This is a genomic window from Pseudoduganella sp. R-32, from assembly GCF_049913245.1.
Taxonomy (GTDB): domain Bacteria; phylum Pseudomonadota; class Gammaproteobacteria; order Burkholderiales; family Burkholderiaceae_D; genus Rugamonas.
This window is the reverse complement of record NZ_CP183987.1, coordinates 3956430-3982517: the sequence shown is the minus strand read 5'-3', so window position 1 is coordinate 3982517 and position 26088 is coordinate 3956430. Positions and strand designations below refer to the sequence as shown.

The following is a 26088-nucleotide window of genomic DNA, read 5'->3' as shown; positions in this document are numbered from 1 at the left end:
ATGGCCGAAGCACGCTTGTCCGAACATATCCAGTGGCATGAAGGAATGCTCCTGGCGCCCCAGCATTTCCAGCAGGAGAGTGCGCGCGTCGACGCGCTGGTGGGCTGGCAAACCCTGGCCGGCCAGCCGGCCGCCTGGGGCGTGCGGCGGCTGGAAGTCGACGAAGCGCTGCTAGGCAACGGCCTGCTGCGCATTACCGCCATCGAGGCCATCCTGCCGGACGGCATGGCGGTGCACTACGACGCGGCGCTGGCCCAGGGCCATGCGCTGCAGCTGGACCTGGCTCAATACCGCAACAGCATGGAACAGCAGCCATTGCCGGTCTACCTGGCGGTCGGCAGCGCGCGCTCGCTGCGGCTGGTGGGCCAGCCGGCCCGGTTCCGCCGCATCGCGGGCAGCCTGGTCGAGGACGAAGTGTCGGAGGCGCTGGCCGAAGAAGTGCCGCGCATGGCGGCCAACCTGGCGCTGATGGCCGGCACGACGCCGGGCGCCGCCTACGTCTCGCTGCAGCTGATGCAATTGATGCGCGAGAACGAGGCGGTGCGGCGCGCGCCGTTCTGGCCGGCGCAACTGACGGTGGCGCCGCAGGCGCCGCTGCTGGAGCGTGCCAAGGCGCTTGCGGCGCAGATGCGCAGCAAGGCGCTGTTCCTGGCACGCCAGAGCGCAGCCGGTTCTTCGTTGCCGGAAGAGAGGCTGGCCTTGCTGGAACTGCGCTCGCGCCTGGCCAGCCTGACGCTGCACCTGCCGCTGTTGGAAGCAGCTGTCTTCGCACCGCAGGTGCAGCCCCTGCCGCTCTACCTGGCGCTGTGCGCGCAACTGGGGCCGCTGGCTGCGCTGCGTCCCGGGGCGGTGCCGCTGGCGCCGCCGGTGTACCTGCATGCGGACAGCCATGGCGCTTTCGAACAGGTGCTGGACAACCTGGAAGACCTGGCCGGGGAAGTGAGCCAGGAATGGCGCAGCCACACCTTCCGCGACGAGGGGCGGGTATTTGCCTTGCCGATCGAGGAAGCATGGCTGGGTGCGCGCCTGGTGGTGGGCTTGCGCGGCCAGGACGAGCGCGGCTTGCAGGACTGGATGGAACGCGCAGTGATCGGTTCGCGCACGGTATCGACGTCGCTGGCCGAACGCAGGGTGCCCGGCGCGGCGCGCTGGCTGATCGACGGCGCGCCCGAACTGGGCCTGCGCGGCGGCGCCGGCTGGAGCCTGTTTGCCATCGAAGCGGCGCCGCAGTTCATCGTGGCGGGACAGGACCTGCTGCTTAGCAACCAGCTGGAGCACTCGCAAGCCGGCCGCCCGCGCGAAGTGGTGCTCTTTGTGAAAGACTGATCATGACCAGCTACGACACCAGTGCCGGCGGCGACGACTTTGCCTCGGCCCAGATGCGCGCCTTCTTCGGCGTGCTGCAGCAGGAGGTGGCGGCCGCCGTGCGCCTGGGTGAAGGCGAGGGCCGCAGCGGGGCCGACGCCCTGAGCCAGCGCCTGTGCGCGCTGGTCGAGGAGCAGGCGCGCGAAGCGGGGCGCGTGGCCGGCCGCAGCGGGGCCGACGCCGCGGCGCAGGCGCGCTACCTGAAGGCGGCACTGGCCGACGAGATCCTGCTGCATACCGACTGGGCCGGACGCCAGCATTGGCAACATGTGCTGCTGGAGGCGGTGCTGTTCCAGACCAGCCAGGCCGGCCAACGGGTGTTTGCCGACATCGACCAGTTGCTGCGCGAACGGGAGCCGGCCCAGCGCAGCCAGGCGCGCATGTTCCTGCATGTCCTGGCGCTGGGCTTCCAGGGCAGCTATCGCGATGGACCGAGCCTGGCGCCGCTGGCCGCCTACCGCCGCGAGCTGTTCCAGTTTGCCTACCAGCGCGCGCCGGGACTGGGCGGGCGCGACGCGGTACTGAGCGACCAGCCATATGCCAGCACGCTGGCCCACCTCGGCACGCGGCGCCTGGCAAGCCTGAGCCGGCGCTACCTGGCGCTCGGGCTGGTCCTGTTGATCCTGCTGGGTCTATCCGAAGTGCTCTGGCTGTGGCAATCGTGGCCGGTGCGCGAGGCGCTGGCGGCGCCGGCCATGGCGTGGTCGGGCGCTCCGCCGGCAAAGGGGCTGCCATGCTGAACTTCCTGTCCGATAACCTGGCCATCGTCAGCCTGCTGCTGGTGACGCTGCTGGTGCTGGCCTTGCTGGCCGTGGTCGTCAGCGCGGCCTTGCGTGCACCCGGCCAGGACGCAGGCGCCGCTGCCCCGGCGCCGAAACTGGCCAGCGATTCGTTGCGCCAGTCGTTCCGCACCGCGCTGGAGCTGATCGAGGCCAATCTCGCCACGCGCGCCGAACGGTACAAGCTGTGCTGGACCCTGGTGCTGGACGAAGGCAGCGGCGCCGGCTTGCCGCTGGCGCAATCGGGCCTGCCCAGCGCCCTGAGCGTCGACAGCAGCCAGAGCGCCGCGGCGCTCGGCGTGGGCTGGCACTTCTTCGACCAGGGCGTGGTGGTGCAGCTGCAGGCCAGCCAGCTTGGCTCGCCCGACCCGGACAGCGCGGCCAATACCGGCATCTGGGACGACTTCATCGCCCTGTGCCGCAAATACCGCCCGCAACGGCCGTTCGACGCCATCGTGCTGGCCCTGCCTTGTGCGGCCCTGCTGGCCTCGGACGCGCAAGGCCAGCAGGAACTGGCGGCGCGCGCCAAGGCCATCCATCGCCGCCTGTGGCTGGCGCAGAACCGCCTGGCTCTGCGTTTTCCGTTGCACATCGTGATCACCGAATGCGAGCAGGTACCCGGTTTCGCCAGCTTCGCCGCCGCCTTGCCCGAGGCGCTGCGACGTTCCATGGTGGGATGGGCGGCGCCGTATGAAGTGGTGGCCCCGTTCCGCGAAGCCTGGGTCGACGCGGCGATGGACCAGGTGACGGGCAGCGTGGCCGATGCCTGCGCCGAACTGTGCGCGCTGGAAGGCAGCGATGGCGGCAGTTCCGCCTATTTCCTGCTGCCGGCGCAGCTGGAACGCCTGCGCAGTGGCCTGAAGCTGTTTTGCGGGGAGCTGATGCGCCCCAGCGCCTACCACGAGCCGTTCCTGCTGCGCGGCATCTACCTGAGCGGCGATTGCAGCGCCGCCTTGCCGGCGGGCCAGGCCGAGCCGGCGGTGCAGCAAGGCGCAGCGCCGGCAGGCCACGGCATGCCGGCCTTCCTGCGCGATATTTTCGAGCGCAAGATCTTCGCGGAAATGGGCTTGCTGCGCGGCGCTTCCCGGCCGCGGCGCCCGGCATTGAGCCATGCCGGCCGGCTTGCGCTGTGGGCGGTGCCGGCCATGTGGGGCGTCGGGCTGGTCGTCGCCACCGTGCAGCTGGCGCAGCAAGGCGGCGCTGCGCACGACTACCTGCTGCGGCAGTCGCTGGCGGACAGCGCGGCCGACGCCGCCAGTCCCCAGGCAGGCCAGCAGCGCACGGTAGACGCCTTGCGCAGCCTGGAACAACTGGGAGCGCGCCGTTTCTCCTCGGTCTTCATGCCAGGTTCCTGGGCGCTGTTCGACAAGCTGCATGGTCGCCTGCAACAGCGCCTGGCGCAGGACTTTGCGCAGCACGCTTTCGAGCCCCTGCGCCGCGCCGCGCTGGCGCAGGCCTCGGCCCTGACCGGGGTGCCGCGCGACCCGGCGGGGCAGTTGATCCCCGGTGCGCAATGCAGCCTGCCGGCGCGCTGGAGCGAGGCTGCGGGATCGGCGCGCGCACTGAACCTGGAAGACTTGCCGCAATACCTCGGCATGCTGCAATACCTGGACCAGCTCGACCGGCTCGACGGGGCGCTGCAAGCCTTGCGGCGCCTGCAGGATCCCGGGGCGGCGCCGGCCACGGGAGACGACCTGGCGCTGGCGGTGCGCGTGCTGCTGGGCGTGCAACTGCAAGGCCTGCCGCCACGCACGGCGGCCATGTTCCGCGCCACGGCGCAGCAGTTGCCGGCCCTGGACCTGGCGCCGATGCAGCAGGCCGCACGCTGCACGCTGCAACTGGCGAGCCATGCGCTGTATCGCCGCCTGTTCGATGGCAACGGCTTGCTGCGCGCCGAACAGGCAGTTGCTGCCAGCACGGCTGGCCTGCTCGACACCGCGCCGCGCTCGCCCGAACTGGCGGGTCAGCTGCAGCTATGGACAGCCCTGCGCGGCGCGCTCGATGACGAGAAGGCGATGCTGGCCACAGCCAAGGGCGGCTGGATGCGTGAAGGCACGGTCAACCTGGGCGCCACGCACGAGGCGCTGCTGGCGCGCATTGCCGCCAACGGACTGCTGGGCCCTGCGCTCGCGCGCGACAGCAAGGAGCGCGCGGCGCAGGGCTTCACCCGCTTCAAGGCCGCCTGGGACGGGCTGCTGGCAACGCCGCTGGCGATCGACGGCGGTAGCACCGGCCTGGCCTGGACCGAGGGACACTGGGCCTTCACGCCCGAGCGCAAACTGCTGCACGAGACGGTGACGGCGCTGCTGGCGCAGCCTTACATGAAAGAGGGCGCGCCGGCCCGCTTGCCCGACGTCCCGCCCGGCGCCACCCTGGCCTGGGACAAGGGCCAGCTCGAACGCGCAGCCAGCATGGCTGAGGCACGCAAGGCCTTCCAGGCCGGCAGCTACCTGCACTTGCCGGCCCCCTTGCAGCCGCCCGCCGCGGCGCTGGTCGACCTCGCGCTGGCCGACAGTACCCACCATGCCCTGGCGCAGGCGGCCAGCATTGCGCCGGCCGCCTTGCCCAGCGCCGCCAGCGACGCCGAACGCGCCGCGGCACTGCGCGTGCGGGCCTTCCTCGAAGAACTGGGCGCGCGCCCTGCGCTGGCCGAACTGGATGCGGCGCTGGCGCGCGACGCCCTGACCCGCCTGCAGCGGATGGACGACTATTTCACGGCAGCCGAGGTGTTCCAGCCGCGCGAGCGCAATTTCCAGTCGTGGAAGGGCGGCAGGGGTGCGCTGGCCGATGCCTTTGCCGGCGGCGACGCCGGCGCGCTGCCGGACTACGTGGCGCAACAGCTTGAATTCATCGAGGTGGCGGGCAAGCAGGTGGAGGGCGTGCTGCCTCTGGCAGGAGCCACGGCGGCCGGTGCGCCGGCGGTTGCGCGCTGGCAGGGCATCGCGGCCGACCTGCGGCGCTACCGCCTGAAGAGCCCGACCAGTTCCCTGATCGCGCTGGAACAGTTCATCCTGCTGGGCGCGAGCGAGATCGACGCCGGCAATTGCCAGGACAAGCTGGCAGGGCGCGGCACGCCGCGGCGCGGCGCCGACCTGTTTGCCGAGCGCCTGGCCAGCCTGCAGGACAGCCTGCTGGCCCGCTGCCGCGAGCTGTCGGCCAATCAGTACAGGGCGGAATGGGAGCGTTTTGCCGAGGGCTACAACCGCGACCTCGGCAGGCGACTGCCGTTCGTGGCCTGGCCCGGCAGCGGCGGCGATACGGCGGCTGCCGCCGTCGACGAGGTGGGGGCTGCGCTGCGGCAGTATGAACGGGTGCGTGCCGCCGCTGCGCGGGCCGAGCGCGAGCCCGGGCGGCCGGTCGCCAGCGCCGCCGTGCGGCAGGCCGACCTGCAATGGCGCCGCGTGCGCGACGTGCTGGCGCCGCTGTTCCCGGCCGAGGAAGGCCAGGCCGGCGGCCTTGACGTAACGGCGCAGTTCCGCGTCAACGTCGCGGCGGAAGCGGAGGCCAACAAGATCATCGAATGGAGCCTGGCCATTGGCGCCAGCACGGTGCGCCAGGGCGAAACGCCGCGCGCCTTGCGCTGGGAGCCGGGCATGCCGGTGCTGCTGTCCTTGCGCTTCGCGCGCGACGGCATGGTGCAGCCGAAGGCGGAAGGCGGCCATCCGAACATGACGGTCGAGGCGTGCACCGTCAGCTATCGCTTCGACGATCCGTGGGCACTGTTCAGCTTTATCGGCGCCTACCGCGACGCCGACACCAGTGCCGGCGACGGGCGCGTGCCCTTGCTGCGCTTCGAATTTCCGCTGGCGCACAGCGAGCCGGCCGCACCTGACACGCGCGCCCGCGTGTTCGTGCGCCTGCTGGTCAGCGCCCCCGGCAAGCGCGCGCCCCTGGCCTGGCCGCTGGCGTGGCCGACGCATGCGCCGGCGTGGGAAGACCCAGCGCGGACCACCGAGCCGGCGCGCCGCACGGCGCAGGCGGCGCTGGGCGAGTGAGCGTGCCATGGACATGACCACCCCGGTCCGGATCGCGGTATTCGGCAGTTTCTACCGCGGCTTCCATGTGCTGAGCGAACTGCTCAAAGGCCCGCTGGGCCGCCAGGTGCTGGTTGCAGGCGTCGCGACCGATGACGCCGCGGCCAGCTTCGTCAATCCAGCGCGGCGGGTGTGGGCTTACCCGCATGGCGCTTGCGAGGAAGCGATGGTGGAGCAACTGGCCGGCGCACACGGGCTGCCGGTCTACAAGGGGCGGGTGAAATGCGAGGCCTTCTACCGCCTGTATGAAGACGAATGGCGGCCGGACCTGTGCATTGCCGCCACGTTCGGCCAGCGCATCGATGCGCGGCTGCGCAGCTATCCCCGCCATGGCTTCTATAACCTGCATCCCTGCATCGACGATGGCTGGCCGTCCGGCTATGCGGGGCCGAACCCCTTCCAGGCACTGCTGGATGACGGTTCCGACCACGTCGTCATCGCCTTGCATGAGGTGGACGAAGGCTTCGACACCGGTCGCCTCGTCGCGCTGTCGGAGCGCATCTATTTTCCTCCTGGCGCCTCCGTGGTCGACCTGCACAAGAGCACCTCGCCGCTGGCGGCCAAGTTCCTGGTACAACAGCTTGGCAAGCTCCTTGCCGGCACTTCAGAAAAGGCATAGCAATGAAAGCGATTCCCGATTTCCTGGTCAGCGCCGCCGAACAGCAATTGCTGGACGAATTGCTGGCGCCTGTGTCGCAGGACGCGCCGTGCGGGCCGCCGGCGCGCGACGATGCCGCCTTCACCGAGATCCGCCTGCTGCGCGAAGAAGACGACCCGAGCCTGCCGATGGGCCAATGGGAGCGTCCGTTGAAGGTCGCGCAGTGGCAGCAGGTTGCCCAGCGCTGCAGCGCCATGTTGGCCACGCGCTCGAAAGACTTGCAGCTCGCCGCATGGCTGGCCGAGGCCTGGATGCGCCAGCGAGGTTTCGTCGGCCTGTTGCACGGCTTGCGCCTGCTCGACGCGCTGTTGCGCGTATATTGGCCGGCATTGCATCCGCTGGTCGAGGACGACGGAGATTGCGATGCACGGCTGGCGCCCCTGGAATGGCTGAACGAGTCGCTGAGCGTGAGCATCCGCGTCCAGGCCCCATTGCTGTCGCTCGATGGCTTCAAGCCGCCGCGGGTCACCCTGGCGGAGTGGGAGTGCCTTGCGGCGCCGCGAGAAACGCCCAGCGCAGGACGCGACGGCCTGCCTGCGGCCACGCGCGGCGATATCCTGGCTGCCGGCGCAGCGCGGGCGGCGGAGCTGGCCGTCACGCTTGCCGCTGTAACGCATAGCCTTGATTACCTGCATTCGCTGTCGGCCATGCTGCACGCGCATCTGCAAGACCAGGCGCCCAAGCTGGGCAAGCTGCAAAGCGTGCTGGAAGCGGTCCAGCGCGTGCTGCAACAGATCCAGCCCGGCAAAGAGGAGGAAGAGGGCGCGGCACCGGCTGCAGAGGAATCGGCGCTAGCAGTGCAAGCGGAAGCAGCGCCGGCGCCGCCGCCAAAGCTGGACCCGATCGTCGTCGGCCAATGGCGCGATCGCAACGAAGCCTATGTCACGCTCGATGCACTGGCCGACTACCTGGTGGCGGTGGAGCCGCATAGCCCGACGCCATTCCTGTTGCGTCGTGCCGCACGCTGGGGCCGGATGCCGTTGCCGGAAGTGCTGGCTGAAGTCATGCAGGAAGAAGGAGACCTGAACCGGCTGATGAACGTGATCGGCATCAAGTTCTAGCCTTGGCCCAGGCGCTCAATTTGCCAGGTGCGCAATCTCGAGCGAGCCGTGTTCGTCGAAGATCGGACACTGTTCGGCCAGGGCAACGGCCTCGTTGAAATCGGCGGCCGCCAGCACCGAGTAACCGGCCAGTGAACTGCTGGACGATTTGGGGCCGGCGAGACGGGTGTCGATGTCGACGCTGGCGTGGGTCAGGCTGCCGCGGTCGAGCAAGCGGGCGCCCAGCGAATCGAACCAGCTTGCCCAGCGTTGCGGCGCATGCTGCCAGGCCTCGGCCGATCCGTCCGGCGCGCCGCGATAGACGAGCAGGAATCGCTCCATAGTGCCTCCTTGATCCAAACAAAGCTTCGATGCCAAATCTTAGCAATTGCCTTGCTTGAGGGCCGCACCGTTGACGGGGCGCTCAATCGGATGAGACAGGGACCAGGATCTCGCGGCTGCCATTGGTCGACATCGAAGACAGGATGCCGGCCGCCTCCATGTCTTCCACCATGCGCGCGGCGCGGTTGTACCCGATCCGGAGTTGGCGCTGGATGGACGAGATCGACGCGCGCCGCGTGCGGATGACAAAAGCCACTGCTTCGTCGTACAGCGGGTCGGTTTCGCCGGCGCTGACGTCGCCCAGGAGATCCGGCGCCGGTTCTTCGCTCGGCGTGCCGGCCAGGATCGCTTCTTCGTATTCGGGTTCGCCAAACTGTTTCAGGTAGTCGACCACGCGGTGCACTTCTTCGTCGGACACGAAGGCGCCGTGCACGCGCTGCGGGTAGCCGCTGCCGGGCGGCAGGAACAGCATGTCGCCGTGTCCGAGCAGGGTTTCGGCGCCCATCTGGTCAAGCACGGTGCGCGAATCGATCTTGGACGACACCTGGAAGGCGACGCGGGTCGGGATGTTGGCCTTGATCAGGCCCGTGATGACGTCGACGGAAGGACGCTGCGTGGCGAGGATCAGGTGGATGCCTGCGGCGCGGGCTTTCTGCGCCAGGCGCGCGATCAGTTCTTCGATCTTTTTCCCGGCCACCATCATCAGGTCGGCCAGTTCGTCGATGATGACGACAATGGTGGGCAGCGTCGACAACGGTTCCGGCGCATCCGGCGTGAGCGAGAACGGGTTCGTAATGTATTTTTCGGCGGCCTTGCCGTCGCGGATTTTCTGGTTGAAGCCGGCCAGGTTGCGCACGCCCAGCGCGGACATCAGCCGGTAGCGCTTTTCCATTTCGCCGACGCACCAGGTCAGCGCGTTGGCGGCCAGCTTCATGTCGGTGACCACGGGCGCCAGCAGGTGCGGGATGCCGTCATAGACGGACAGTTCCAGCATTTTCGGGTCGATCATGATCAGGCGCACGTCGGTCGGCGTGGCCTTGTACAGCAGGGAGACGATCATGGCATTGATCGCCACCGACTTGCCGGAACCGGTGGTGCCCGCAACCAGCATGTGCGGCGCACGCGCCAGGTCCGTCACGACCGGGGCGCCGGTAATGTCTTTGCCCATTGCCAGCGTCAATTGCGAGCGCGAGGCGCGGTAGGCGTCCGCTGCCAGTATCTCCGACAGCTGGATCATGTGCCGCCGCGTATTGGGCAACTCGAGGCCCATGCAGGTCTTGCCCGGAATGGTTTCGACCACCCGCACCGAAGTCACGGCCAGTGCGCGCGACAAGTCCTTCACCAGCGCCACGATCTGGGCGCCGCGCACGCCGATGGCCGGCTCGATCTCGAAACGGGTGATCACCGGACCGGCGGAAGCGCCAAGCACGGTGACCGGGACCTTGAATTCCTTGAGGCGCTGCTCGATCAGGCGAGCGGTTTCTTCCAGCTCGGCGCCGGAGACTTCGAACTTCGCCTCCGTATAGGCGTCCAGCAAGTCCAGGCCGGGAAGTTCGACGTCGGCTTCCGGTTGGGACATGAGCGTGATCGGCACGGCTGCCGGAACTGGCGGGGCTGGCGGCATTGCCGGCGGCGCGCTCGCAGGAGCCGGCGGCGGCTCGGCGTAAACAACAGGAACTGGTTCCTGCCAAGGCAGCGCCGGCGCCGGTTCCGGAGCAGCCCGGAATGGCGTGTATTCCACCTCAACCGGCGTCGTTTCCAGCGCAGGCGGCTGTTGCGGCAGGCCGGGCGTCTCGTCGACCCACCTTGCTTCCGGCACAGGGCTCGTGATGGTGCGCACTTCGACCGCTGCGTGGATCACCTGCACTTCCACGATTGCCGGCAGCGGCACCTGGACCTGCACCGGCAGCGGAGCAGGCGTGTGCGCAGCCGGTACCGGCGCGGCCGGCTGCGGCAATTTCACGATCCTGGCGGGCCGCGCCTGGCGGGCCAGGGCATCGGCTTCTTCCCTGGCCCTGGCCCGGGCCAGCATGGCCGGAGTAGGGCGCAGGCTTTCGACTTCGGCCCATTCGGTTGCCGGACGCGCCGCCGGGGCGCGCGCCTTTTCAAGTGCCTCCGCGCCGAAGAAGCGGGCAGGCGATGCTGCCGCAGCGTGGTCCCACGCCGGCCGCTTTTCGGAGAAGCGCTCGCCGCCGCGGGCCGGGCTGGCCGGCGCCGCGGCGTGGGAAGCGGTTCGCGGCGGCGCGCGCCGCTCCCCCTGGTTCGGGCGTTTGAGCAGGCGCGCGGCACGGCCGCACCAGGCCATGAATGCCAGGGCGCGATGGCCAAACATCCACGGGACGGCGACGGTACCGATGGCAAGGATGAGCAAGATGCCGGCAAGACCGCCGGTTGCAGCGCCAATCGAGTTGGCCAGCAACATCAGCACGGTGCCCAGCACTAACCTAATGAAGCCCTGCCCGAGCAAGGTGGTCCTCTTCAGCAGGAACACCTTCACAAGGCGCCAGAGCAGGGGGAGTGTCCACAGCACAGACCAGCCAAACCACGACATTACTGCCATTCAAATCTTTCCTGAAAATCGCTCGCCCGGAGTTTATCACGAGCAATGATGCCAATAAGAGAAGTGAAATGTGAGTGTTGGTGAGAATTTGCGCGAAGTTTTGCGGTTTTTAGGTGCTAATATGCAAAAAAGTGTTGCTGCTGGGATAATGTTTCTATCGTTCGGGCGGGCTGATCGTTTATAATCGCCGGCTTCCTCCAGATTTCCGATAGTTCAGCAAAGTGCGCACCCAGGGCATTAGTTTTTCAATTCTCAGGCATTCCGCATGGGCGCCAGGCATCAGCACGCCTGAGGCCTGGCAAGCCTGGGCGCAAGCGCCGTTTGCGATCCATGCCGGCGAAGAGCCGGGCGTGAAAGCGATGCCGGCCATGCTGCGCCGCCGCGCGGGCTTCCTCGGCAAGATGGCGCTGGAAGTGGCCTATGACTGCCTCGAAGGCCGCAGCGGCGTGCCCACCGTGTTCTGTTCGCGCCATGGCGACGTGGCGCGCGCGGTTGAATTGCTATCGGACCTGGCGCGCAGCGAACCGTTGTCGCCGATGGCGTTCGGCATGGCCGTGCACAATGCCATCCCCGGCCTGTTCAGCATCGCCCGCAGCGATCGCGCCAATTACACTGCGCTGGCTTCCGGCGCGGCGTCGGTCGAACATGCGCTCATCGAAGCATGCGGACTGCTGGCCGACGGTGCGACCAGCGTACTGCTGCTTGCCTGCGATTGCCCGCTGCCGGAATTATTTACGCCATTCGAGGAATATGAAGAACAGCCGCACGCGTGGGCATGGCTGATCGCGCCGGCCGGCGCCAATGCAGTGCGGCTCGAATGGCAGGCTTGCGCCGAGTCGGCGCCTGCCAAGATGCCGGGCAGCCTGGAAGTGGCAGCCTTTTACGCCAGCGGCGCCCGCAAGCTCGAACGCTGCGACGGCCGCCTGCGCTGGACATGGAGCCGCGATGCTTGACCGTTACTGGCGCATTTTCGTGACGGGCCTGAGCTTCGTGGTCTTCGGCGTCGGCGGAATCGTACTGGGCCTCCTGGTGTTCCCGGTGATGAACCTGCTGATTCGCGACAGGCAGCGCCGCATCAGTGCCGCCCGCACCGTGATCCGCTGCGCCTTCCGCGTCTATATCGACATGATGCGGGTGATCGGCGTGCTGCGCTACGAGGTGCGCGGGCTGGAAAAGCTGGAGCGGGGCGGCATGCTGATCCTGGCCAACCACCCGACGCTGCTCGATACCGTGTTCCTGATGGCCTTCGTGAAGAACGCCGACTGCATCGTCAAGGGCGCGCTGTGGTACAACCCGTTCACGCGCGGCCCGGTGCGCGGCGCGGGCTATATCAATAACGAGGGCGGCGCGGAACTGGTGGACGAATGCATCGCTTCCTTGGAGTGCGGCAACAACCTGATCATCTTCCCGGAAGGGACGCGCACGCCGAAGAACGGCGTGATCAGCATGAAGCGCGGGGCCGCCAATATTGCGGTGCGCGGCGGGCGCGACATCACGCCTGTGCTGCTGCAATGCGATCCGCCCACACTGCACAAGGGCGAAAAATGGTGGCGCGTGCCGTCGCGCCGCTTCCTGATCCAGATCGACGTGCAGGACGACCTGGCGGTCGCACGATTCACGGAGGGCGCCAGCGACGTGATGGCCGCGCGCCAATTGACCGACTTCTTACAAAATTATTTTGCCGGAAAGTGCCAAAGCAATGCTTGAACTCGAAGTGAAACAACTGATCATCGATGCCCTCCAGCTGGAAGACATCACACCGGATGATATCGACAGCGCAGCGCCGCTGTTCATCGAAGGCCTGGGCCTGGACTCGATCGACGCGCTCGAACTGGGCGTCGCTTTGCAAAAGAAGTACGGGATCTCGCTCTCCGCGGATTCGGAAGAGACGCGCCGTCATTTCGCCTCGGTGCAGGCGCTGGCTGCGATGATCGAGAGCCACCGACAGAAATAAAACAACGTAGGGGTAGAAGATGGTTAATCTGAAAGAAATGAGCAAAGACCAATTGCAAGCCTGGGTGGTCGACCTGCTCGCTGAAATGTTTGAACTGGATAAGTCGGAACTGTCCGCCGATTCCAACCTGTATGCCGACCTGGATATCGACAGCATCGATGCGGTCGACCTGGCGGTGAAACTGAAGCAGCTTACCGGCCAGCGCCTGCAGCCGGAAGTGTTCAAGACCATCCGCACCATCGGCGACGTGGTGGAAGCACTGGCCGGCAAGACGGAGCAGGTTGCGTAAGCAAGATGAGGATGAGTGTCCTGGCGGCAGCGATTACCCTGCTGTATCCATTGGCGATCTGGTTTGGCCACGGCCGCATCGAGCCGCGCTGGCTGGCCGGCCTGCTGCTGCTTGCCGCCATGTCGCGGCTGCCCGCGCTGAAGCTGAGCGGTGTTGCGCGCTGGTCGGTTGCCGGTGCGCTGCTGCTGGTAGCTGCGGCGATCTGGAGCAACCTGCTGCTGCCATTGAAGCTGTACCCGGTGCTGGTGAACGCCGCGCTGCTGGCCGGTTTCGCCTATAGCCTGGGCACGCCGATGTCCGCCGTCGAGCGCATGGCCCGCCTGCGCGGCGAGGACTTTCCTCCGGTGGCACAAGCCTATATGCGCAAGGTGACGCAGGTCTGGTGCGGCTTTTTTGTGGTCAATGGCGCGCTTGCCCTTGGCACCGCACTGTGGGCGCCCGAAGCCGTCTGGTCGCTGTACACCGGTGTGATTTCCTATGCGCTGATGGCGCTGTTGTTCGGCGCAGAATACCTGGTGCGCCTGCGTTTCAAGCGCTTGCATAATGTCTGACCGTATTGAAAATCTTTACGCCGCCATTGCGGCGCGCTCCGGCAATGCACTGGCCGGCTGGCGCGCGGGCGAGGGCGTCGACAACGCGCTTTTCCTGGCCAGTGTTCGCAGCTGGCACGCGCTACTGAGCGCGCAGGCCGGCAGGAATTTCGCCCTGTTCCTGGAGGACAGCATTGAATTCGGCGCCGCACTGCTGGGCGCCTGGCACGCGGGCAAGACCATCTGGCTGAGCGCGGATACGCTGCCCGCCAGCTGCGCGGCATTGCGCGGCGCAGTGGATGGCTTCCTCGGCGAGTTTCCGGCGGACCTGGCCCCGCTGCAAGCCGCGCCTGGCGCGGCAACTGCAGCGGCTGCAGCGGCGCTTGCCGCGCTCGACCCGGACATGCCGGCGCTCGTGGTGTTCACCTCCGGCAGCACCGGCGCGGCACAGGCCATTCCAAAGAAGCTGTCGCAGGTCGCCAGCGAAGTGGCGACCCTGGAAGAGCTGTTCGGCGCACGCATCGGCGCCGCCGACGTGCTGGCGACAGTCTCGCACCAGCATATTTACGGCCTGCTGTTCAAGGTGCTGTGGCCCCTGGCCAGCGGGCGCGCCATCCATGCCACCAGCATCGTCTATCCGGAAGAACTGCTGCACGCCATGGCAGCCGGACCGTGCATGCTGGTGGCCAGCCCGGCGCACCTGAAACGCCTGCCGGCGCACCTGGACTGGAGCCCTGCCGCAGCCATGCTGCGCGGCGTGTTCTCCTCCGGCGGCCCGTTGGCGGCCGATGCGGCGCTGGCCACCGGCGCATTGCTTGGCCAGGTGCCGACGGAAGTCTACGGCAGTTCCGAGACCGGCGGCATCGCCTGGCGCCGCCGCCGCGACGCCGGCGATGACGCATGGCAGCCGTTCCCGACGGTGGCATGGCGCATCAACGAAGAAGACGGCACGCTGGCGGTACGTTCGCCACACCTTCCCGACGACGACTGGTTCGCGCTGGCCGACCGCGTGGCGGCGACCGGCGGCGGCTTCCGCCTGCTGGGCCGCAGCGACCGCATCGTCAAGATCGAGGAAAAGCGTGTTTCGCTCGGCGCGATGGAAGCTGCACTGCTGGCGTCCGGCCTGGCTGCCGAAGCCCGCGTGGCGCTGTGCGAACCGGTGCCGGGCGAGCGCCAGCGCCTGGCCGCTTTCGTGGTGCCTGCTGACAGTGGCCGCGCCTTGCTGGAACAGCAGGGCAAGCAGGCCCTGAACGCCCGCCTGCGCGCAGTGCTGGCCGGCGTGGTGGACGCGGTGGCGTTGCCGCGCCGCTGGCGCTACCTGGAACAGATGCCGGTCAATGCGCAGGGCAAGGTCACCGTGGCCGCCTTGCTGGCATTGCTGGGCGACGAGCGCCCGCGCTTCCCCCTGGTGCGCGAGCTGGCGAACGAAGACGGGCGCGTGCTGCTGGAAATTACGGCCCCGGCGCGCCTGCGGTATTTCGACGGTCACTTCGACGTGGCGCCTATCCTTCCGGGTGTGGTGCAGGTCGATTGGGCGATCCACTATGGCCGCCAGTATTTCGATCTGCCGGCGCAGTTCAAGAGCATGAGCCAGCTCAAGTTCCAGCAGGTGATCGGGCCAGAAAAACCGGTGCAGCTGGAACTGGCGTATGACGCTGCCAAGCATAGCCTGCGTTTCAGCTACAGCTCCGCAGCCGGCCAGCATTCGGGCGGGCGCGTGGCGCTGGGAGGTTGCGATGGCTGATTTCAAGCCTTGCGTCGTGGTGCCGGTATATAACCACGAACACGCCATTGGCACCGTGCTGGAAGGCCTGCTGGTGCACGGCGTGCCCGTGATCCTGGTCGACGACGGCAGTTCAGCCGCCTGTGCGGCGGTGCTCGATGCGCTGGCGGCCCGCCATGGCGAACGCGTGGTGCTGGAACGCCTGCCGCGCAACCAGGGCAAGGGCGCGGCAGTGCTGGCCGGTTTCCGCCGTGCCGGGCAACTCGGCTACAGCCATGCGGTGCAGATCGACGCCGACGGCCAGCACCAGACTGCCGATGTGCCGAAGTTCCTGGCGCAGGCGGCTGCCCACCCGCAAGCCGTGGTGTCGGGCTACCCGATCTACGACGAGTCGGTGCCGAAAGCGCGCCTGTACGGTCGTTACGCCACGCATGTCTGGGTCTGGATTAACACCATCTCGCTGGAAATCAGGGACTCCATGTGCGGCTTCCGCGTCTATCCGGTGGCGGCAGTCAATGCCCTGGCAGCGCGCCAGGCAATCGGTTCGCGCATGAATTTCGACACCGACATCATCGTGCGCCTGTTCTGGGACGGGCTGCGCGTAGTGAACGTCGGCACGCGCGTGTCCTATCCGGTCGACGGCGTGTCGCACTTCCGCGTCTGGCGCGACAACGTGCTGATCACGCGCATGCACACCGTGCTGTTCTTCGGCATGCTGCCGCGCATTCCCAAGCTGCTGGCGCGGAAATGGCGGGCAAATTGAACGCGCGCGGCTTGCACTGGGCATCCATCAACGAAGTGAGCTTCGTTGCAGGCATGCGCCTGATGTTCTGGATTTTCCGCGTGTTCGGCCGCTGGCCGTTCCGCCTGGTGCTGTATCCGGTGCTGGCCTGGTACGTCATGGCCAAGCCGCTGCCGCGCCGCGCCTCCCGGGAATACCTGCGCCGTGTCGCCGGCCACACGTCCACCGAGCCGGCGGGCGTGATGCGCCATTTCGGCGCTTTCGGCGAGAGCATCCTCGACAAGATGCTGCTGTGGGGCGGCCTGTTCGACTTCAGCTCGGTCGACCTGCACGGCGGCGAGTTGATGACCGATGCGGTGGTGGCGGGACGCGGCGGCCTGCTGGTCTGCGCCCACCTGGGCAACCTGGAACTGTGCCGCGTGCTGTCGCGCCAGCGCCAGGACATCAAGCTGACGGTACTGGTGCATACAAAGCACGCGCAAGCCTTCAACGCCATGCTGGGCCGCCTGAACCCGGAGAGCCAGCTTAACCTGCTGCAGGTGACCGAGATGTCGCCCGCCACGGCGATGCTGCTGTCGGAGCGCGTTGCGCGCGGCGAGTTCGTGGTGATTGCCGGCGACCGCGTTCCCGTCTCGCTCAATCCGCGCGTGGCAGTAGCCGACTTCATCGGCGCCCCCGCGGCGTTCCCTATCGGCCCGCATATGCTGGCCAGCATTCTTCAATGCCCGGTGTACCTGTTGTTCTCGGTGCGCCGGGGCAGCCGTTCGGAAGTGCATTTCGAGCACTTCCGCGACCAGGTGCGCATCCCGCGCCAGGGGCGCGAAGCCGCACTACAAGTGCTGGCCGCCGACTATGCCCGCCGGCTCGAACACCATACCCTGCGCGCGCCGCTGCAGTGGTTCAATTTCTACGATTTCTGGCATTTACCTGGACTGGAACACAACGATGCATCTCGCTGACATCGCCCAACTGAATAACCCGCAGCGCAGCGTGCGCTTCGACCGCAACAACCTGACGATCGAAGACATCGTGGACATCGCGCAAGGGCGCGCCGCCGCCGTGCTGTCGGACGATCCGGAGTTCCGCGCCGCCATTGAACGCGGCGCCGGCTTCCTCGACCGCCTGCTGCGCGAAGACGGCACCATCTATGGCGTGACCACCGGCTACGGCGACTCCTGCACCGTGACGGTGCCGGCGGACCTGGTGCCGGACCTGCCGCACCACCTGTACACCTATCACGGCGTGGGGCTGGGCGAGTACTTCACGCCGGCCCAGAGCCGCGCCATCCTGGCCTCGCGCCTGGCCTCGCTGAGCAAGGGCTTTTCCGGCGTCAGCGTCGAACTGCTGCTGCAGATTACCCGCCTGCTGGACGCCGGCCTGCTGCCGCTGATCCCTTCCGAAGGCTCGGTCGGCGCCTCCGGCGACCTGACCCCGCTGTCCTACCTCGCTGCCGTGCTGTGCGGCGAGCGTGAAGTCTGGCGCAACGGCGAGCAGGTGCCTGCCGCCCAGGCGCTGCAGGAGGCGGGCATCACCCCGCTGCGCCTGCGTCCAAAGGAGGGCCTGGCCATCATGAACGGCACCGCTGTCATGACGGCGCTGGCCTGCCTGGCCTACGACCGGGCCGATTACCTGGCCAGGCTGTGCACGCGCATCACCGCCATGGCGTCGTTCGCGATGGACGGCAATGCCCACCATTTCGACGAAGTGCTGTTCTCGGCCAAGCCGCATCCGGGCATGCAGCGGGTAGCCGCCTGGCTGCGCAGCGACTTGCCGACCGACCAATGGGAACGCAACGGCAAGCGCCTGCAGGACCGCTACTCGATCCGCTGCGCGCCGCACGTGATCGGGGTGCTGGCCGACACCATGCCGATGTTCCGCCAACTGATCGAGAATGAACTGAACAGCGCCAACGACAACCCGCTGGTGGACGTCGAAAACGAACGCATCCTGCACGGCGGCCACTTCTATGGCGGCCACATCGCCTTCGCCATGGACGGCATGAAAAATGCGGTGGCCAACCTGGCCGACCTGCTGGACCGCCAGATGGCGCTGCTGGTCGATGCACGCTACAACCATGGCTTGCCGGCCAACCTGTCCGGTGCGGTGGGTGCCCGGGCGCCGATCAACCACGGCCTGAAGGCGCTGCAGATCAGTGCCTCGGCATGGACGGCGGAAGCGTTGAAAGCGACCATGCCCGCCTCGGTGTTCTCGCGTTCCACCGAATGCCACAACCAGGACAAGGTCAGCATGGGCACCATCGCGGCGCGCGACTGCCTGCGCGTGCTGGAACTCACCGAGCAGGTGGTGGCGGCCTTGCTGGTGACCGTGCGCCAGGCCGTGTGGCTGCGCTGCCGCGACCACCAGGGCGTGCTTCCGGAAAGCCCGCTGGCTGCAATGCAGCAGGCCTTGGCCGCCGACATCGCCCCGGTGGAAGAAGACCGCCGCCTGGAACCGGACCTGCGCCTGATGCTGAAGCGCATCCGCAGCAAGGCATGGGCGCTGTATGCGTAAGCACAAGCAAAGCCGCTGGTTCGCGGAAGTCGAGATCGATGTCCAGTTCTTCGACCTGGACCCGATGGAGATCGTCTGGCACGGCAACTACGTGAAGTACCTGGAAATCGTGCGCTGCGCCTTGCTCGACAAGATCGGCTACAACTATCCGCAAATGAAGGCATCGGGCTACGCCTGGCCGGTCATCGACATGCAACTGCGCTACGTCAGTCCGGCGGTGTTCGGCCAGAAGCTGAAGCTGCGCGCCGACCTGGTCGAGTGGGAAAACCGCATGAAGATCGATTACCTGATCACCGATGCGGCCAGCGGCCAGCGCCTGAACCGCGCCAGCACCACCATGGTTGCCGTCGATATCGCGACGAAGGAGATGTGCTTTGCCTCGCCGCCGGTACTATTTGAGAAACTGGGGATTGAACCAGCATGAAAAAATACCTTGCAACCGTCCTGGCGCTGGCCGCCGCGGGCAGCGCGCAGGCCGCCGTGCCAAGCGCTAAAATTCAGGCAATGCTGGCCAAGCCGGCCGTCATGTGCGGCCGCTTCGACCAGACCAAGCAACTGGCGGGCATGAAAAAGCCGCTGGCGTCGGAAGGGCGCTTCTGCGTCGTCGCCGGCAAGGGCGTGCTATGGCGCACCCTGAAGCCTTTCCCCAACACGCTGCGCCTGACGCGCGAAGAGATCGTGAACTACCAGGGCGAACGCGTGGCCATGCGGCTGGACGCCAAGACCGAGCCGACCGTGCGCATGATTAACAATGTGCTGTTCTCGTTGCTGTCGGGCGACCTGGGCCAGCTCGACACGCTGTTCGACGGCGAGGGCAGCGTGGACGCCAACAGCTGGAACGTGGCGCTCAAGCCGCGCCAGGCTGCACTGGAAAAGGCCATCGGCACCATCAAGCTCGAAGGCGGCGCCTACGTCAGGCAGATCGTGATGAACGAGGCCAGCGGCGACCGCACCACCATCGTGTTCTCCGGCATCCAGACCGGGGACGGCGCGATGAACAAGGAAGAGGCGGCGCTGTTTTGAGGCAAACCCGAAAAATCGCGTGGCTGTGGGCCCTGGTGGCCTGCCTGCTGCTGGGCCATAACGCCACCCTGTGGCTGGTCCAGCGCATCGTGCCGGACACGGACATCATGGCGCTGCTGCCGGTGCAGGAGCGCGACCCGGTGCTGCAGGCTTCGTTCGGCCATATGGTCGACGCGGCGCAGCAGCGCGTGCTGGTCCTGGCCGGCGCCGCCGAATGGGATGATGCGCGCCGTGCCGCCGACGCCTACCAGGGCGTGCTGGCGGCGCGCAAGGATCTGTTCGAAGCCACCCCGATCAACGAGCAGACGCAGAACGACTGGCTTGGCCTGTTCCAGCGCCATCGCCTGGCGCTGCTGACGGCGCAGCAGGAGCAGCAGCTGCGCGAGCAGCCGTCCCAATTCTGGCTGGAATCGGCGCTGGCCAGGCTGTATGCGCCTTTCGGCGGCCCGAAGCTCGGCTCGTGGCAGGATGATCCCTACGGCCTGTTTGCCGGCTGGGTACAGGAGCGCGCCCAGGAAACGCCGGTGCGTCCGCGCGACGGCCACCTGTTCGTCGCCGACGCGCAGCGCCAGTACGTGCTGTTGCCGCTGACCCTGAAGGTTCCCGCGCTGTCGATGACCGCGCAGGAAACCGTGCTGCCCGTGCTGCGGCAGGCCGAAGCGGCGGCGCGCAAGGCAGCCCCGCAAGTGGAGCTGATCCAGGCCGGCGTCATCCTGCACGCCGCTAGCGCCAGCGCCCAGGCCAGCGGCGAGATGTCGACCATCGGCATCGGCTCCCTGGTCGGCATTATCGTGCTGACCTGGTTCACCTTCCGCTCCCTCAAGCCGATCGCGCTGATCCTGCTGTCGATCGGTATCGGCTGCCTGGGCGCATTGTCGGTATGCTGGCTGCTGTTCGGCCGCATCCACCTCCTGACCCTGGTATTTGGCGCCAGCCTGATTGGCGTGGCGCAGGACTACGGGATCTACTTCCTGTGCAACCGCCTGGCAGCCGATGAAAAGCTCGATTCCGTGACGCTGCTCAAGCGGCTGCTGCCGGGCCTTGGCCTGACCTTGCTGGCGGCGGTGATCGGCTACACCGGCCTGGCGTTGACGCCTTTCCCTGGCCTGCGCCAGATGGCGGTGTTTTCGGCGCTGGGCCTGGTGTTTGCGTGGTTGACGGTGGTGTGCTGGTTCCCGGCACTGATCAACGGCCGTACCCTGCGCAGTGGCTGGCTGGTAAAGCATTATGGCGCGGCGCTCGCGCGCTGGCCGGTGTGGCGTGCCAGCCGCGGCACGTTGGCAGTTGCCGTGCTCTTCGCCGTACTGGCCGCCTGGGGCATCAGCCGCCTGGGCGCAAACGACGACATCCGCCTGCTGCAGAATCCGCCCAAGCACCTGGTAGCCGACCAGCTCAAGCTGGGCAAGCTGCTGGATGCGCCGACGCCGGTGCAGTATTTCCTGGTGCGCGGCGAATCGGCCGAACAGGTGCTGCAGCGCGAAGAAGCATTGAAAGCGCGCCTGGACGGGCATGTGGCGGCCCGGCGCCTGACGGGCTACCAGGCCATGTCGAACTGGGTGCCGTCGGCGCGCACGCAGGCGGCGCGCCGCACACTGGTCGAACAGAAGCTGCTGGCCGACGACGGCCCGCTGCAAGGCATCGCCGGGCAGGCCGGCGAGGACAGGCAATGGATCGCCGCGACCCGGAAGGCGTTGCTGGCAGCCGGCCAGCCGCTGCTGCTCGACGAATTCCTTGCTTCCCCTGCCAGCGAGCCCTGGCGCCACCTGTGGCTGGGCGAGCGGCAAGGCGCTTACGCCAGCATCGTTGCCTTGCGCGGCATGGACAACAAGGCCGCGCAGCAGGTCATGCTGGCTGCCGATGGCCTGCAGGGCGTGCAATGGGTCGACAAGGTGGCCGAGATTTCTTTGGTCCTGGGCCGCTACCGCGCCGATATGGGCTGGGTGGTGCTGGGCGCCTACGCCGTGGTGTTCATGCTGCTGTTGCACCGCTATCGCAGCCGGACCTGGCGCGTGCTGGCGCCGACTGCACTGGCCAGCATCGCCACGCTGGCCATGCTGGGATTTGCATCGCAGAACCTGCAGCTATTCCACGTCCTGGCCCTGATGCTGCTGCTTGGCGTGGGCGTGGACTACGGCATCTTCATGCAGGAACACCCGGAGCGCAGCGACCGCACGCCGTGGCTGGCAGTCGGCATGTCGGCCGCCAACACCATCCTGTCGTTTGGCTTGCTGGGACTGAGCGCGACGCCGGCCCTTCAAGCCTTCGGCCTGACGATGTTGCTGGGGACCACGTTGGTGTGGCTGCTGGTCCCGTGTTTTGCTATTGTGAAGGAAATCAGGAATGTTTAAGGCAATTCCGCGCCGCCTTGCCGTCGTCGCCAGCACCATGCTGCTGGCCGCTTGTGCCGCCACGCCATCGCAACCGCAGGCTCGCCTCGGCCTGAAGCTGGCGCCGGCTGCGCTGGGCACTTCGCTGAGCGTGCAGCAGCATCTGAAGGTCGAGCGCAACGGCCGCACCGATGACCTGGACGTGGCCTTGCAGGTGGAGCCGGAAGCGGTGGACGTGGTCGGCCTGGCATTCGGCCAGCGCGTGCTGTCGCTGCATTACGACGGCAGGGAACTCACTTCCTGGCGCCATGTGATGCTGCCGGCGCAGGTGCGGGCCGAGGATGTGCTGGAAGATATCCAGCTCACCTTGTGGCCGGCCGATGCCGTGGCGGCAGCCTTGCCTGCCGGCTGGCGGGTGGCGGAGCAGGGGCGCATGCGCACCCTGTACCTGGACGATGCGCCTGTGATGCAGGTCTCTTACAGCGACGCACAGCGCTGGAGTGGCACCGTAGTATTGGAAAACCTGCGCTATCGCTATAAGCTGACGATTCAGTTCGCGGCGAATGCGGACTGATTGCGAGGGCGAGCAATGTCGAAGATTTACCTGAACGATTGCGGCATCATCTGTGCGCTGGGCGAAGGCCAGGCGCAGGTGAAGGCGCGCCTGTTTGCGGGACAGGCCGGCGTGTCCGCAACCGGCCGCTGGTCGAAAGGCCGCGAGCTGGCCCTGGGCGAAGTGCCGGGCGAGCTGCCATCGGTGGCACATTTGCCTGCCCACCTTCGCAGCCGCAATAACGCACTGGCCCTGGCGGCCCTGGCGCAAATCCGCGAGGCGCTGCAGGCGGCCGTCAACCGTTATGGTGCGGGACGCGTCGGCGTGGTGCTCGGCACCAGCACTTCCGGCATCGGCGAGACCGAACAGGCGCTGGCCCGCCACGTGGCGCACGGCGCACTGCCTCCAGAATTCAGCTACCGTGCGCAGGAAATGGGCTCGCCGGCCGAACTGCTGGCCATGGAGCTGGGCCTGGAAGGTCCGGCCTACGTGCATTCGACTGCCTGCTCGTCGGCCGCCAAGGCGATGGCAAGCGCCGCGCGCATGATCCGCATGGGCCTGTGCGATGCGGTGGTGACCGGCGGCGCCGACTCGCTGTGCGCCTTTACCGTGGCGGGCTTCTCGGCGCTGGAATCGGTCAGCCCCGGCCAGTGCAACCCGATGAGCGCGAACCGGAAGGGGATCAATATCGGCGAAGGCGCGGCCCTGTTCCTGATGGAAGCCACACCTGGCGGCCCGCAAGCCGTTGAGCTGATGGGCTGGGGCGAATCGTCCGACGGCCACCACATCTCCGCGCCCGATCCGGATGGCGCCGGCGCCCGGCTGGCGTTCGAACAGGCATTGCGCCGCGCGGGCGTGGAAGCGGCCGAGGTGGACTATATCAATATGCACGGCACCGCCACGCCGCAGAACGATGCCATGGAGTCGCGCGTGATCGCGACCCTGTTCGGCGAAGAAGTGCCGGTCAGCTCGACCAAGCCGTTTACCGGCCATACCCTGGGCGCGGCCGCCGCCGTTGAAGCGGCGCTGTGCTGGCTGGCCATGCAGGACGATAATGCGCAAGGACGGCTGCCGCCGCATCTGTGGGACGGCGCCGCCGATCCTGCGTTGCCTGCACTGAACCTGGTGCCGCCGGGCGCTGCGCTGGGCCGGCCGCTGCGCCGGGTGCTGAGCAGCTCTTTCGCGTTCGGCGGTTCGAATGCCGTACTGCTGCTGGGGAGGCCAGGATGAACATGCCGGACATCCGCCAGCTTGTGCCGCATTCCCGCCAGATGGTATTGCTCGATCGGGTGCTGGAAGCCGACGCCGAGCGCCTGTGCGCCGAAGTGCGCATCCATGAAGCCAGCATCCTGGCGGGTGCCGACGGTGTCGGCTCTTGGGTGGGCATCGAATACATGGCGCAGGCGATTGCCGCGCACGCCGGCTGGCTCGCGTTGCAGCGGGGCGAGGAAGTCAAGGTTGGCTTCCTGCTCGGCTCGCGCAAGTACGAAGCCAATGTCGCCAGCTTTGCGCTGGGTAGCGTGCTGCAGGTGCACGTGCGCCGCGTGCTGCAGTCCGAAAACGGGCTGGGCGCCTTCGAATGCCGCATCGACATCGTGGGCGGGCCGGCCAATGCCGCCGCCGCGACCGTCACGGTATTCCAGCCAGATAATGTCAATCAATTTCTCAAAGATGGAAACGTAGGATGAATCAGAACAAGTCCATGAGCGTGCTGGTGACCGGGTCGTCGCGCGGTATCGGCAAGGCGATTGCCCTGCGCCTGGCGCGCGACGGTTACGACGTGGTGCTGCACTGCCGCAGCCAGCGCGCCGAAGCCGAAGCGGTCGCGCAGGAGATCGTGCAGCTGGGCCGCGCCGCGCGCGTGCTGCAGTTCGACATCAGCGACCGCGCCGCCACGGCCGCTGCGCTGGAAGCGGACATCGCGCAACACGGCTGCTACTACGGCGTGGTCTGCAACGCCGGCGTGGCGCGCGACAACGCCTTCCCGGCCATGTCGGGCGAGGACTGGGACATTGTCCTGCAAACCAACCTGGATGGCTTCTACAACGTCCTGAACCCGCTGATCATGCCGCTGGTACAGCGCCGCAAGCCGGGCCGCATTGTCACCCTGGCGTCCGTCTCGGGCCTGATCGGCAACCGGGGCCAGGTCAACTACAGCGCCGCCAAGGCGGGCATCATCGGCGCCACCAAGGCCCTGGCGCTGGAACTGGCCAAGCGTTCGATCACCGTCAATTGCGTGGCGCCCGGCCTGATCGAAACCGACATGATCGAGGAAGTGCCGATGGAAGAAGCGCTGAAGATGATCCCGGCGCGCCGCGTCGGCAAGCCGGAAGAGGTGGCGGCCGCGGTCAGCTTCCTGGTCGGCGAAGATGCGGGCTATATCACCCGCCAGGTCATTTCCGTCAACGGAGGCCTGGCATGAGCCGCCGTGTCGCCATCACCGGCATGGCCGGCATCAGCCCGCTGGGCAACGACTGGGCAGCGGTGCGAGAGCGGCTTGGCCAGTTCCGCAATGCCGTGGTACGCATGGAGGAGTGGGAAGACTACGAGGGTCTGAATACCCGCCTGGGCGCACCGGCTGCGCCGTTCGAACTGTCCGCACGCTATAACCGCAAGACCACCCGCAGCATGGGCCGCGTAGCCCTGATGGCAACCCGCGCGACCGAACTGGCGCTGGAAGACGCCGGCCTGCTCGAACACCCTTTGACCAGGAGCGGCGACATGGGCGTGTCGTTCGGTTCGTCCGCCGGCACCCCAAGCGCCATCGGCGATTTCGGCCGCATGATGGAAGAGCGCACCACCAAGGGCATCAACGCCACCACCTACATCAAGATGATGTCGCACACGGCGCCGGTGAATATCGGCGTGTTCTTCGGCCTGACCGGGCGAGTGATCACCACCTCCAGCGCCTGTACCTCGGGCAGCCAGGGCATTGGCTACGCCTACGAGGCGATCAGGAGCGGCAAGCAGGTCGCCATGGTCGCCGGCGGCGCCGAGGAACTGTGCGCCACGGAAGCCGCGGTGTTCGACACCCTGTTCGCCACCAGCGTGCGCAACGACCAGGCGCAAGCGACGCCGCGTCCGTTCGACCGCGCCCGCGATGGCCTGGTGATCGGCGAAGGCGCCGGCTGCCTGATCCTGGAAGACCTGGAGCATGCGGAGGCGCGCGGCGCCACGATCTATGCGGAAGTGGTCGGCTTTGGCACCAATAGCGACGGCTGCCACGTCACGCAGCCCAATGCGGCCACCATGCAGCGCGCCATGGAGCTGGCCCTGCAGGACGCAGGCCTGGAGGCATCGGACATCGGCTACATCAATGCCCACGGCACCGCCACCGCCCAGGGCGACATCGCCGAATCGCATGCCACGCTGGCGGTGTTCGGCGGCGCCATTCCGATCAGTTCGTTGAAGAGCTATATGGGCCATACGCTGGGTGCCTGCGGTGCGCTGGAAGCATGGATCAGCATCGAGATGATGCGCGAGGGCTGGTTCGCGCCGACCATCAACCTGGAGGAAACCGATCCCGAGTGCGCGGCGCTGGATTACATCGCCGGCACCGGCCGAGAACTCGATTGCGAATACGTGATGTCGAATAATTTTGCTTTCGGCGGCATCAATACCTCGCTGATTTTTAAACGCTACAACAAATAGAAGGAAG

The 26088-nt window shown here is 67.2% G+C and carries 23 protein-coding genes and 1 pseudogene; 22 read left to right on the top strand and 2 right to left on the bottom strand.

Annotated elements, in window-relative coordinates:
• From tssK to tssA, 5 genes are read left to right on the top strand one after another with little or no spacing between them, the layout of a single operon-like run.
• Complete coding sequence (tssK, locus tag ACN9MU_RS18115; protein WP_426318136.1) at positions 1–1326, top strand: type VI secretion system baseplate subunit TssK; 1326 nt, start codon at positions 1–3, stop codon at positions 1324–1326.
• 2 nt (positions 1327–1328) lie between these two features.
• Positions 1329–2105 (top strand): DotU family type IV/VI secretion system protein, encoded by a 777-nt coding sequence (locus tag ACN9MU_RS18110; RefSeq protein ID WP_426343224.1) that lies wholly within the window; start codon positions 1329–1331, stop codon positions 2103–2105.
• The gene (locus ACN9MU_RS18105; protein WP_426343223.1) at positions 2027–6139 is read left to right on the top strand and encodes a type VI secretion protein IcmF/TssM N-terminal domain-containing protein; all 4113 of its coding nucleotides are present in this window, start codon (positions 2027–2029) and stop codon (positions 6137–6139) included. Before ACN9MU_RS18110 ends, ACN9MU_RS18105 begins: the two co-directional genes overlap by 79 nt.
• Positions 6140–6146: 7 nt before the next feature.
• Positions 6147–6797: a formyltransferase family protein gene (locus ACN9MU_RS18100; protein ID WP_426161769.1), complete on the top strand. Its 651-nt coding sequence runs from the start codon at positions 6147–6149 to the stop codon at positions 6795–6797.
• Positions 6798–6799: 2 nt separating this feature from the next.
• Positions 6800–7897 carry a type VI secretion system protein TssA gene (gene tssA, locus ACN9MU_RS18095; RefSeq protein WP_426161768.1) on the top strand — a complete coding sequence of 366 codons (1098 nt, stop codon included), beginning with the start codon at positions 6800–6802 and terminating at the stop codon, positions 7895–7897.
• A gap of 15 nt (positions 7898–7912) precedes the next feature.
• Here the strand turns inward: tssA and ACN9MU_RS18090 are convergent, their stop codons facing one another.
• Together ACN9MU_RS18090 and ACN9MU_RS18085 are read right to left on the bottom strand one after the other, a co-directional pair.
• On the bottom strand, positions 7913–8218 hold the full coding sequence (locus ACN9MU_RS18090; protein WP_426161767.1) for a hypothetical protein: 306 nt from the start codon (positions 8216–8218) through the stop codon (positions 7913–7915).
• Positions 8219–8300: 82 nt separating this feature from the next.
• Positions 8301–9773 (bottom strand): annotated as a pseudogene (locus tag ACN9MU_RS18085) (DNA translocase FtsK); the annotation flags it as partial.
• Between the two features lie 1226 nt (positions 9774–10999).
• Between ACN9MU_RS18085 and ACN9MU_RS18080 the strand changes: the two are divergent.
• From ACN9MU_RS18080 to ACN9MU_RS18000, 17 genes are read left to right on the top strand one after another with little or no spacing between them, the layout of a single operon-like run.
• Positions 11000–11731, top strand: coding sequence for a beta-ketoacyl synthase chain length factor (locus ACN9MU_RS18080; protein WP_426343222.1), 732 nt, complete (start codon positions 11000–11002; stop codon positions 11729–11731).
• On the top strand, positions 11724–12485 hold the full coding sequence (locus tag ACN9MU_RS18075; protein ID WP_426343221.1) for a lysophospholipid acyltransferase family protein: 762 nt from the start codon (positions 11724–11726) through the stop codon (positions 12483–12485). The genes ACN9MU_RS18080 and ACN9MU_RS18075 overlap by 8 nt, the downstream gene beginning before the upstream one ends.
• The gene (locus ACN9MU_RS18070; RefSeq protein ID WP_057263891.1) at positions 12478–12732 is read left to right on the top strand and encodes a phosphopantetheine-binding protein; all 255 of its coding nucleotides are present in this window, start codon (positions 12478–12480) and stop codon (positions 12730–12732) included. Before ACN9MU_RS18075 ends, ACN9MU_RS18070 begins: the two co-directional genes overlap by 8 nt.
• Before the next feature lie 37 nt (positions 12733–12769).
• Positions 12770–13021 (top strand): acyl carrier protein, encoded by a 252-nt coding sequence (locus tag ACN9MU_RS18065; RefSeq protein WP_426161764.1) that lies wholly within the window; start codon positions 12770–12772, stop codon positions 13019–13021.
• A 5-nt stretch (positions 13022–13026) separates the two neighbouring features.
• Positions 13027–13572 carry a hypothetical protein gene (locus ACN9MU_RS18060; RefSeq protein ID WP_426161763.1) on the top strand — a complete coding sequence of 182 codons (546 nt, stop codon included), beginning with the start codon at positions 13027–13029 and terminating at the stop codon, positions 13570–13572.
• Positions 13565–15295: an AMP-binding protein gene (locus ACN9MU_RS18055; protein ID WP_426343220.1), complete on the top strand. Its 1731-nt coding sequence runs from the start codon at positions 13565–13567 to the stop codon at positions 15293–15295. The genes ACN9MU_RS18060 and ACN9MU_RS18055 overlap by 8 nt, the downstream gene beginning before the upstream one ends.
• Positions 15288–16037: a glycosyltransferase family 2 protein gene (locus ACN9MU_RS18050; protein WP_426318130.1), complete on the top strand. Its 750-nt coding sequence runs from the start codon at positions 15288–15290 to the stop codon at positions 16035–16037. The genes ACN9MU_RS18055 and ACN9MU_RS18050 overlap by 8 nt, the downstream gene beginning before the upstream one ends.
• Positions 16022–16975: an acyltransferase gene (locus ACN9MU_RS18045; protein ID WP_426343219.1), complete on the top strand. Its 954-nt coding sequence runs from the start codon at positions 16022–16024 to the stop codon at positions 16973–16975. The genes ACN9MU_RS18050 and ACN9MU_RS18045 overlap by 16 nt, the downstream gene beginning before the upstream one ends.
• Positions 16962–18527, top strand: coding sequence for an HAL/PAL/TAL family ammonia-lyase (locus tag ACN9MU_RS18040; protein ID WP_426343218.1), 1566 nt, complete (start codon positions 16962–16964; stop codon positions 18525–18527). The genes ACN9MU_RS18045 and ACN9MU_RS18040 overlap by 14 nt, the downstream gene beginning before the upstream one ends.
• On the top strand, positions 18520–18951 hold the full coding sequence (locus ACN9MU_RS18035; RefSeq protein WP_426318128.1) for an acyl-CoA thioesterase: 432 nt from the start codon (positions 18520–18522) through the stop codon (positions 18949–18951). Before ACN9MU_RS18040 ends, ACN9MU_RS18035 begins: the two co-directional genes overlap by 8 nt.
• Entirely contained in the window at positions 18948–19550 is a 603-nt protein-coding gene (locus ACN9MU_RS18030; RefSeq protein WP_426161757.1) for an outer membrane lipoprotein carrier protein LolA, read from the top strand. The genes ACN9MU_RS18035 and ACN9MU_RS18030 overlap by 4 nt, the downstream gene beginning before the upstream one ends.
• Positions 19547–21898, top strand: a complete 2352-nt coding sequence (locus ACN9MU_RS18025) for an MMPL family transporter (protein ID WP_426343217.1) — start codon at positions 19547–19549, stop codon at positions 21896–21898. The genes ACN9MU_RS18030 and ACN9MU_RS18025 overlap by 4 nt, the downstream gene beginning before the upstream one ends.
• Entirely contained in the window at positions 21891–22451 is a 561-nt protein-coding gene (locus tag ACN9MU_RS18020; protein WP_426343216.1) for a DUF3261 domain-containing protein, read from the top strand. The genes ACN9MU_RS18025 and ACN9MU_RS18020 overlap by 8 nt, the downstream gene beginning before the upstream one ends.
• Before the next feature lie 15 nt (positions 22452–22466).
• Positions 22467–23660, top strand: coding sequence for a beta-ketoacyl-ACP synthase (locus ACN9MU_RS18015; RefSeq protein WP_426343215.1), 1194 nt, complete (start codon positions 22467–22469; stop codon positions 23658–23660).
• Positions 23657–24118 carry a 3-hydroxylacyl-ACP dehydratase gene (locus ACN9MU_RS18010; protein ID WP_426343214.1) on the top strand — a complete coding sequence of 154 codons (462 nt, stop codon included), beginning with the start codon at positions 23657–23659 and terminating at the stop codon, positions 24116–24118. Before ACN9MU_RS18015 ends, ACN9MU_RS18010 begins: the two co-directional genes overlap by 4 nt.
• Positions 24115–24852, top strand: a complete 738-nt coding sequence (gene fabG / locus ACN9MU_RS18005) for a 3-oxoacyl-ACP reductase FabG (protein ID WP_426161751.1) — start codon at positions 24115–24117, stop codon at positions 24850–24852. Before ACN9MU_RS18010 ends, fabG begins: the two co-directional genes overlap by 4 nt.
• Positions 24849–26081 (top strand): beta-ketoacyl-ACP synthase, encoded by a 1233-nt coding sequence (locus ACN9MU_RS18000; RefSeq protein ID WP_426161749.1) that lies wholly within the window; start codon positions 24849–24851, stop codon positions 26079–26081. Before fabG ends, ACN9MU_RS18000 begins: the two co-directional genes overlap by 4 nt.
• Positions 26082–26088 lie beyond the last annotated feature (7 nt).

Coding starts and splice junctions, on each gene's coding strand:
- ACN9MU_RS18100 (WP_426161769.1), top strand. CDS start 6,147: ATGGACATGACCACCCCGGTCCGGATCGCGGTATTCGGCAGTTTCTAC.
- tssA (WP_426161768.1), top strand. CDS start 6,800: ATGAAAGCGATTCCCGATTTCCTGGTCAGCGCCGCCGAACAGCAATTG.
- ACN9MU_RS18090 (WP_426161767.1), bottom strand. CDS start 8,218: ATGGAGCGATTCCTGCTCGTCTATCGCGGCGCGCCGGACGGATCGGCC.
- fabG (WP_426161751.1), top strand. CDS start 24,115: ATGAATCAGAACAAGTCCATGAGCGTGCTGGTGACCGGGTCGTCGCGC.
- ACN9MU_RS18035 (WP_426318128.1), top strand. CDS start 18,520: ATGCGTAAGCACAAGCAAAGCCGCTGGTTCGCGGAAGTCGAGATCGAT.
- ACN9MU_RS18030 (WP_426161757.1), top strand. CDS start 18,948: ATGAAAAAATACCTTGCAACCGTCCTGGCGCTGGCCGCCGCGGGCAGC.
- tssK (WP_426318136.1), top strand. CDS start 1: ATGGCCGAAGCACGCTTGTCCGAACATATCCAGTGGCATGAAGGAATG.
- ACN9MU_RS18040 (WP_426343218.1), top strand. CDS start 16,962: ATGCATCTCGCTGACATCGCCCAACTGAATAACCCGCAGCGCAGCGTG.
- ACN9MU_RS18015 (WP_426343215.1), top strand. CDS start 22,467: ATGTCGAAGATTTACCTGAACGATTGCGGCATCATCTGTGCGCTGGGC.
- ACN9MU_RS18065 (WP_426161764.1), top strand. CDS start 12,770: ATGAGCAAAGACCAATTGCAAGCCTGGGTGGTCGACCTGCTCGCTGAA.
- ACN9MU_RS18020 (WP_426343216.1), top strand. CDS start 21,891: ATGTTTAAGGCAATTCCGCGCCGCCTTGCCGTCGTCGCCAGCACCATG.
- ACN9MU_RS18045 (WP_426343219.1), top strand. CDS start 16,022: ATGGCGGGCAAATTGAACGCGCGCGGCTTGCACTGGGCATCCATCAAC.
- ACN9MU_RS18050 (WP_426318130.1), top strand. CDS start 15,288: ATGGCTGATTTCAAGCCTTGCGTCGTGGTGCCGGTATATAACCACGAA.
- ACN9MU_RS18070 (WP_057263891.1), top strand. CDS start 12,478: ATGCTTGAACTCGAAGTGAAACAACTGATCATCGATGCCCTCCAGCTG.
- ACN9MU_RS18060 (WP_426161763.1), top strand. CDS start 13,027: ATGAGGATGAGTGTCCTGGCGGCAGCGATTACCCTGCTGTATCCATTG.
- ACN9MU_RS18075 (WP_426343221.1), top strand. CDS start 11,724: ATGCTTGACCGTTACTGGCGCATTTTCGTGACGGGCCTGAGCTTCGTG.
- ACN9MU_RS18055 (WP_426343220.1), top strand. CDS start 13,565: ATGTCTGACCGTATTGAAAATCTTTACGCCGCCATTGCGGCGCGCTCC.
- ACN9MU_RS18000 (WP_426161749.1), top strand. CDS start 24,849: ATGAGCCGCCGTGTCGCCATCACCGGCATGGCCGGCATCAGCCCGCTG.
- ACN9MU_RS18110 (WP_426343224.1), top strand. CDS start 1,329: ATGACCAGCTACGACACCAGTGCCGGCGGCGACGACTTTGCCTCGGCC.
- ACN9MU_RS18010 (WP_426343214.1), top strand. CDS start 23,657: ATGAACATGCCGGACATCCGCCAGCTTGTGCCGCATTCCCGCCAGATG.